We start from the raw sequence: 7,544 nt of genomic DNA, 5'->3' as shown, positions 1-7,544 counted from the left end.
TGATCCTCAGAAAACTGCGGCGTTTTTGCGTCCTTGTGCTTGTGTCGTGGCTAAACCTCTGCGCCGCTTTCGCGTCGACACCGTGAGCGGTGCCGCCGAAAGCGAATTATTCAGACCGGACTACTTACCCCCAACCGCCGTCCGAACTCGTGTCACCACGATGGCTACTTTCGCATGAGGGGTGGTCATCCGTCCGCCGAGCTGTCCTCAAGCGCCTGGCGATAAACAGGCTAACCTGAAATCGAAAGCGAACTCGGGATACAGACGCTGAAACTCGTCCCGTGCCCGGTTGATTTAACACCTATTGTTCCGGGATGGGCCTTGGCAATGCAGCGGCAGTGTAGAGGCCAAGGCCCATGCCTGCCGCAGTCCCCGCCAGATTGTGAGGGATCGCTCGTGTCATCGGATCAAACAGCGTAGGCAGCGCTCTTTCCGGTATCTGGTTAACGCGGATGAAAACGGTTGGTGCTGGTCGCGCTCTGCCACGCGGCGGAGGGCGACCAGCGATCGCCTAGGCGCACGCGACGCCTCCGAACGCAGGAAACCCGGATCGCGATTTGTCGCTGCTGGTCAGGCGCCGATCCAACGCCGCAGCCACGACCTGCACATTCGGCTCGGCGATCATCTCGAAGTGGTCGCAAGACACATCGACGACATCCAGCCCGCCGCGAGCGACGTGCTGCCACAGCGTCAACTGATTATTACGGTAAGACAGCGTGGACGTCGCGTGCACATAGACGATCGGTCCAGCGTGATAGGGCCTTGGCCGATACGTCGTCATCGCTACCCGTAACGTCTCGCGCACCGTCCGTAGTGCCGGCGGCATCATCGCGTTGTGGCTGTTTGGGCGGTGTGCCATGCGTCCATTGCGCATGCGCAAATAATCTACGACATTCGCGAGTCTGTCCTTCACGTAGTGCGTAAGTTGCGCCTTGGGGACGGCGCGCAGCCTGCGCCAGTGCCAGCCCAGGAAGTCACGGTTGTGCCGCAGCCAGGCCCGCCACGGGAGGCAACGCTCGTGCGCATAGGTATCGATCAGGCACAGCAATTCCATTTGCTCGCCGGCGCGGCTTAGCTGTTGCGCAATCTCGACCGCAATCAATCCGCCGAACGAGTAGCCCGCCACCGCGTAGGGTCCCGTCGGCTGCACGCTGCGCATCTGTCCGATGTAGCTGGCCGCGATGTCGTGAACGCGCCGTTGTGCCGGCTGCTCGCCGTCGAGGCCTCGTGCCTGCAGCCCGAACATCGGGCGCGGCGTCTGCATCGCCGCGATGAGCGCCGAGCATTCCATGACGGTGCCGCTCACCCCGTGTACCAGGAAGAGCGGTGTACCCGTGCCAGCTCGTATCGGTACGACCGTCGGCGAAGATTGCGGCACTCCGGGCTCGTCGATTGCCGCGGCGAGGCGCGCAATGGTCGGTGCGATGAATAGTGTCGCGAGCGGCAGCGTGCGCCCCGTCGACTCATTCACACTGGCAAGTAATCTCGCCGCCAGCAACGAATTGCCACCTAGTTGGAAGAAGTTGTCGTCGCGACCGATCGGAGCTATGTCGAACAGTCTTTCCCACTGCGACTGCAAGTGCCGTTCGAGATCCTCCCGGGACTGGCCCACCGGCGCCAGTTCGCGCGTTGCCGAGTTCAGCGCCGGGTGACGCCGAATCGCGTCCAGACACTCGGGATTGCGCAGCGCCGCCGTGTTGCGCACCGGCAGGCCGCTGATCGCGTTGCGTGCGGCCGCTTCCGACGGCTTGCCATTGTGCGTAACCGGCAACGCATCGACGGCGATGATGCGGTCGGGCACGTGCGCCGGAGATGTGCGACGTGCAAGGTCGCGGCGCACACGGGCGGCCAGCGCTGCGTTCAGCTCGAAGCCTTCGCGCAGCACGAGCATCAACACCGTACGCTGATCCGTTGGGGCTGCGTTCGAAGAGCCAGCCGTCATATTGCGCAACGACTGCTGAACGACCATCGCGTCGCGGATTTCCTCGATGTCATCCAGTACGCGATAGATCTCGACCGGCCCGACGTTGACGCCGCGCACGTTCAGGACGCCATCGGTGCGGCCATGCAGTCTCGCAGTGCCTTGCGGCGAAAACTCGATCAGATCGCCGTGAGTCCAGACGCCCGGATTGCTCGCGAAATAGGCGGCGTGAAAGACGGTGCCGTCCGTGTCGCCGAAGAAGCCGAGTGGACGTGACGGAAACGGGTTTGCGCACACCAGTTCGCCGATCCCGTCGACGGACTCGCCCTGCGAGCGGGCCTGAACGTCAAGCGCAAGACTCTTGCATTGGGCTTCGCCTGCGTAGACGGGCAGGTTGGGATTGCCTAGCACAAAGCAGCCGATGATGTCCGTGCCGCCCGAAATCGACTGCAAAGGCAGCGGCTTCACGTGATCACGCACCCAAGTGAACTGTGGGTCGAACAGCACTGCGGCCGTCGACATCATCGCGCGCAGGGCGCTTAGATTGAACTGCCGCCCTGGCATCAGCCCAGCGTCTTCGCTCATCTTCAGATAAGCGGGGCTTGTGCCGAACACCGTGGCGCGCTCGTCGGCAACAAGGCGCCATAGCGTATCGACCGTCGAGATCGGGCCATCATAGGTGACGATTTCGACGCCGGACGCAAGCGCCGACAACTGCCAGTTCCACATCATCCATGCGCAGGTGGTATGGAAGTACATCCGGTCGCCGGCCCGCAGATCGCTATGCAGCCGATGCTCCTTCAGGTGTTCCAGCAAAGTGCCGCCCGCACCGTGCACGATGCACTTGGGCTTGCCGGTGGTGCCCGACGAGAACATGACAAAAAGCGGGTGGTTAAACGGGAAGCGCCGCCATTCGAACGATGCGGCGTCGCTGTGCTCGACCAGTTCATCGAGCGAATAGATTCGTTGCTTGACCGCATCTGGTAGGGCGCCGTCGTCGAGACGGACAATACATTCCAGCGACGGCAAAGCAGCCGCCAGCTCGCCGATCTTGGTCGCGACCGGTACGCCCGTGTCGAAAGTCTGCGCCGCTGCGTGCGCGAACAGCAGGCGCGGCGAGAGCGGTGTGAAACGCTCGAGGAGCGTCTCGACACCCATCTCCGGTGCAGCCGTCGACAGCGTTGCACCGAGCGCGGTGACCGCCAGCGCAGTGACGACCGCTTCAGCGTCGTTGCGCATCACACACACTACGCGATCCCCCTGGCGCAGTCCCAATTCCGTGAGTGCATGCGCGAGACGCGATACGCGATCGCGCAGCTCACCGCGAGTCAGATGTACTCGCCGGCCATCGGCGTGACAGGCTGTCAGCGCAGGTGCCTCGGCCCTTGCTACCGACAAGCTCAAGAGGTTGTCGGCGTAATTCAGTTCGAGTTCCGGGAAGAACTGTGCGTGCTCGCATTCGTCGCCGACGCACACGGGTTTGAGACTGCCGGACCAGTCAAGACCTTCAGACCATTGCACGAAGACTTGCCAGAACGTTCGATATGCCCGTACCGAGAAATCGTGCAGCGTTTCGTAGCTGTCGAAGATCTGGCCCGTGTGCGCCTGCAAGGCCGCGGTGAACGCGGTCATTTGAGAAGTGGCGGCGCACTCGGGGGTATTGGTGAAAATGGGGGCGCGTTCCGGGATTGCACCGGGGTAAGGCGACGCACAGGGCAATTGCAGGCGATCCATATTTCCTCCCATGCAAATGGATTTAAGATGCCCGTTTATAGTCAAATTAATGCTATTGAGCCGCCTTCTTTTTCTATTTGCGAAAACGTACTTTTAGAAGCGTTTATTGGGCACCTGAACCTTGATAAAAGCACTGTAACCTGGCACGCCGGAGAACGGTGCTAAAAGGTAAATTTGCCAACGCTTTTCGCGTACGTGTTGCTTCAGATCAATCTTCCCGTACGCTCTCAAACGGGCAAGCACGCGGGAAAATGCGCCGACCATCTGAACCCAATTGATCCCTTTAGCATGGAGGCCTGGATGCAGCGGCTCATAGAAGGTGACGATCACCGGGAGGCGGCGAGGCCAATCCAAAGGCGTCTCAATTGCCCAAAGATAGCGCTGTATGACCATCCTCCCGATTGGGACGCGGTGTAAGCGGGTGTCAACGGGAGATGAAGCGGTGACACAACTGGCTCAAGCACGCGACGAGTCTTGTCCAATTCAATTTTCGGCGCTTGCGCCGCTTCCAGTACGCGAGGTCGAGCGTACTCGCCAAATCTGTCAGCAAACGAATCTGTATTATCCACCGACGAGATCCTTGGATTAACCTAAACTACCGCAGGTAAAAATTCGTTATCCATCACCTTGCATTTTACCGGACGGAACGGGTCTAAACTTTGACTTAATGAAACAATGGATGCATCCAATGCGTCGTTGCAGTGAGGAAGACCGATTATGGTCGCGTTGGAATAATATTTGAACTGTTGCTAATATATTAGGTCGTTACGTTATTGACTTTGGCCTGACCCACGAAGAGTTCCTGAGGTGTTAGTGACATCAAAGTCAACTACATGTTCGCGCAGACATCGACAGGGTGGAGCTTGCCAGAGTGACGAAGAGCGCGGGCTTTCACCAAGGCCAAGGAGGAATTTAGCCAGCTACCTCAAGGACTAAATTAACTGCCGCTGTGCCCGATTCACGACTGAATGCGAGACGCCAGTGCTCTGAAGCGAGCAATGAGGGCCGCTGCGGGCATGGCTTTGCCATAGAGGTAGCCCTACAAGTAGTCGATGCCCATGTCCTTCAAAGCGTGCGCCACCGAGGCGGTCTCAACGCCTTCAGCAACCAGACGAAGGTTGAGTGTCTTGGCCGCTCCGACCAACGCTTTGACCACGACTCGCGAAGTCTGGTCGACCTCAATTGCCTGGACGAACGGTCCAGCTTGACCGTCGATATTGGGAAGGACGTCAGGTAGGTCATGTTCGCAAAGCCGGTGCCGCAGTCATCCAACGAGATGCGAACCCCCGTGGCCACAATCCGGTGCAGAATCGCCGGGTCTCCTCGACATCTAGCACCATCGCGCCTTCAGTCAATTCCAGTGAGAGCCGCCCGGGATGCACACCCGTTTCGGCGAGCGCGCGCGAGGATGTCTTCGAAATCATCGTGCTCGAGCTGGCGTGGGCTGACGTTCACGCTCATGAAGAGTTTGTCCAGCCCTGCCTTTTTGAATTGCTGCAACTGCGCGAGTGCTTCGCGTAACGTGAACGCACCCAGCTCAATGAAAAAGCCACTGCGCTCAGCCACTGGAACGAAGTCTACCGGCGAAACAAAGGTGCCGCTGGGCTGCCGCCACCGCATTAGCGCCTCGCAACCCTTAAGCTCGCCGTCGGGGCTCACCAAGGGTTGGTAGTACACCATGAACTCGCCGTTCCGGTACGCCGCCGTCAAGACTTCCTGCTCGGCCACCGCGCCCTGCGGCTCGTACTTAGCCAGCTTGTCCGTTTTCGAGAGGTCAAGCCCGACTATCCAAAGTTTGTGCGAGTCGACGGCCCGAAACACCTTCGCCTGAAACGGCACCCTGCCGCCATTTTTCGCGCGGAACACCACCATCATTTCCGCCAGTTGGCCCGTGCGGGCGCGGCGAATCGCGTCCCGGAAGCGGGGCGCGCTGCTGACCTCGACGAGCGACACGACGTCGCGCCCCCGTGCGAGGGCGCCGGGCGCCATCATTGCAAATGCTCCTGCGCTGGCGTACTCAATTGCACCTTTTTCGGAGACGAGAAAGGCCGCGTCCGCCGCACACTCCGCGAAGTGACAGTGAACGTTCAGTGCGCCGACACAGGAGCGCTCCACCGAAAGCCGGCCCGCAGCGGGGCACGACCAGACATGAGTACGGTTCACGGGTGGCTCCCGACCGTTGATTTGTCTGACTATAACCCATTTCATCACTGTACCGCACAGAGCGGGGGCAACTCGCTGTCCGCCGGCCTGAGTACAACCAACGGCAACGTGGCATCACTGTCGACGTTGAAGTTGACGTTCGCTAAAGTCAGTTCTCTGGCCACAAGGCCAGCATCAACCACCAAATGGGGTCATTGTTCCCGTCAACCCCTGTTTTGCCGCTATTCGGGTGAGGCCCACGTTTGAAGCGTAAGGTTGCAGGCGGATGCGCTATGTCGGTGTACCCGCCGATCATGTTCTCTACGGCGTCGATCGTCTCGATCTGGTGCCGTTCGCCGACTCATGGCGCGATGGTCACGTCGTCCCCGACGAACAGGGCATCGTGAATTTCTTCCTCTCGATGTTCAGCGACGCCGGCAACGAGATACCCGAGTCGCACGCACCGCTCGCGATGCTCCTTACTGCGCATGGTGGCCTGAGCTTCGCGGGTAGGCTCACGTCATGGCCCGCCCTGTGGTTCTTCGGCTTCGACTGCGGCCATGCCAGTGACTATTCGCTGGGGCTGCACGAGGTCCACTGCAACACAGGGTACTGGCGTCCGTCAGGTTGTTGATCTTGCGCATCGTGCAGCCTTGTTCTTGGAAGGGTCGTTTTCCATCCAACAACTGGTCAATTCCCCCTTGTACTCGATGACCCTGTAGCTCGCGGCGATCGGTTGCAGCGCGAACAGTCCTCTGCCATGCATGGGAGAACGTCGCGTGGGGATGCGGCGCAATCGCATGATGTCGCCTCCATCGGGTGCGTCGGTCAGTCAGGGCGATTGGTGGCGCGCGGAAGCACATCGCTTTCCCCATTTTCATTCATTGTCTTTCCTGGCAATAGTGCAACTAACGGTCAAGACCGCCATACCACCATGTTCGGGCTTCGCCGCAAGACCCAGCTGACAAAAAGATCACCAAGCCGGGTTGCAGTCGCGCCGGGATGCACGTGGTTAGCACCAGTTAGCGAGGCCTGATTGCTCAGGTCGGGCGGCCGAAGCAACGAGAAGGTCGCACGCCACTGCGCGCACGCCTAGCGGTTCATCGACCGTAAGCCGTAGATCTTCTCGACCGCCAGGAGAAACACGATTGCTATCAGCATCTGCACGTACTGATCGCAGCGATGAAAGGATCGAACTAGTTTTGCAAATACGACAGCATGACGACAGGCTGCGTCGTTGTGTTGGCGCTGCCGAGAAAGTAGGGCACGCCGAGGTTGTCGAGCGAAATCAGCACCGAGAACAGCGCGCCGGCGAAGACACCCGGCGAAATCAGCGGCAAGGTCACGTGCCAGAAGCGTCGCCAGATGCTTGCGCGCTGGCCTCCGCGCCGGAATGAACAGTTGAGCGGCGGTTCTGTCCACGCTCAATGCGGCTCTGGCAGCAATGCTAACCCGCGCTTACAACCGCGCGGCGGCCAGCCTTGCCAAACGGAAATGGAATGGACGCCTCCCGCACGCGAGCGGTGACCCCGCTCGTACACGAGGAGCTTCAACGTGTTCGAAACCGAGGATTATTAAGGTCTTCAGAACGAACCGGAGGTGAACAGCCATGAACCCCATTCCCCGTAGGTGTCGACATTGCCAAAAGCGTCATTCAGGTCCACTGGGTAGACCCGAAGAGTGGTGAAGTCATCAACAAAGCAATCAGGCGGGACCGGTTTCTCGAATACTTCGCAAACCGCCCCAC

Annotated in this window: 4 protein-coding genes and 3 pseudogenes; 2 read left to right on the top strand and 5 right to left on the bottom strand. The window is 59.9% G+C overall.

Going from position 1 to position 7,544, the window contains the following annotated elements:
• Window positions 1-511: 511 nt before the first annotated feature.
• From AB3X96_RS41660 to AB3X96_RS41650, 3 genes and pseudogenes are all read right to left on the bottom strand, one after another.
• Complete coding sequence (locus tag AB3X96_RS41660) at window positions 512-3,655, bottom strand: acetoacetate--CoA ligase (RefSeq protein ID WP_368594303.1); 3,144 nt, start codon at window positions 3,653-3,655, stop codon at window positions 512-514.
• 93 nt (window positions 3,656-3,748) lie between these two features.
• Window positions 3,749-4,009: a hypothetical protein gene (locus AB3X96_RS41655; RefSeq protein WP_368594302.1), complete on the bottom strand. Its 261-nt coding sequence runs from the start codon at window positions 4,007-4,009 to the stop codon at window positions 3,749-3,751.
• 685 nt (window positions 4,010-4,694) lie between these two features.
• Window positions 4,695-5,527: pseudogene (locus AB3X96_RS41650) on the bottom strand (EAL domain-containing protein).
• A gap of 556 nt (window positions 5,528-6,083) precedes the next feature.
• Between AB3X96_RS41650 and AB3X96_RS41645 the strand changes: the two are divergent.
• On the top strand, window positions 6,084-6,431 hold the full coding sequence (locus AB3X96_RS41645) for a hypothetical protein (RefSeq protein WP_176112268.1): 348 nt from the start codon (window positions 6,084-6,086) through the stop codon (window positions 6,429-6,431).
• Window positions 6,432-6,476: 45 nt separating this feature from the next.
• Here the strand turns inward: AB3X96_RS41645 and AB3X96_RS41640 are convergent.
• Together AB3X96_RS41640 and AB3X96_RS41635 are read right to left on the bottom strand one after the other, a co-directional pair.
• Window positions 6,477-6,599: pseudogene (locus tag AB3X96_RS41640) on the bottom strand (SET domain-containing protein-lysine N-methyltransferase); the annotation flags it as partial.
• 394 nt (window positions 6,600-6,993) lie between these two features.
• Window positions 6,994-7,143 (bottom strand): hypothetical protein, encoded by a 150-nt coding sequence (locus AB3X96_RS41635; RefSeq protein ID WP_217710334.1) that lies wholly within the window; start codon window positions 7,141-7,143, stop codon window positions 6,994-6,996.
• 291 nt (window positions 7,144-7,434) lie between these two features.
• Here AB3X96_RS41635 and AB3X96_RS41630 point away from each other — a divergent pair.
• Window positions 7,435-7,544, top strand: a pseudogene (locus tag AB3X96_RS41630) (IS110 family transposase); the annotation flags it as partial.

The sequence above is a fragment of the Paraburkholderia sp. BR13439 genome (assembly GCF_040948805.1).
In the GTDB taxonomy this organism is placed as follows: domain Bacteria; phylum Pseudomonadota; class Gammaproteobacteria; order Burkholderiales; family Burkholderiaceae; genus Paraburkholderia; species Paraburkholderia youngii.
Note: the sequence above shows the minus strand (reverse complement) of the source record. Positions and strands in the feature narration are given on the sequence as shown.

What these genes read in the sequence shown, in the direction of transcription:
- AB3X96_RS41660 (WP_368594303.1), bottom strand. Translation starts at nt 3,655, where the DNA reads ATGGATCGCCTGCAATTGCCCTGTGCGTCGCCTTACCCCGGTGCAATC.
- AB3X96_RS41645 (WP_176112268.1), top strand. Translation starts at nt 6,084, where the DNA reads ATGCGCTATGTCGGTGTACCCGCCGATCATGTTCTCTACGGCGTCGAT.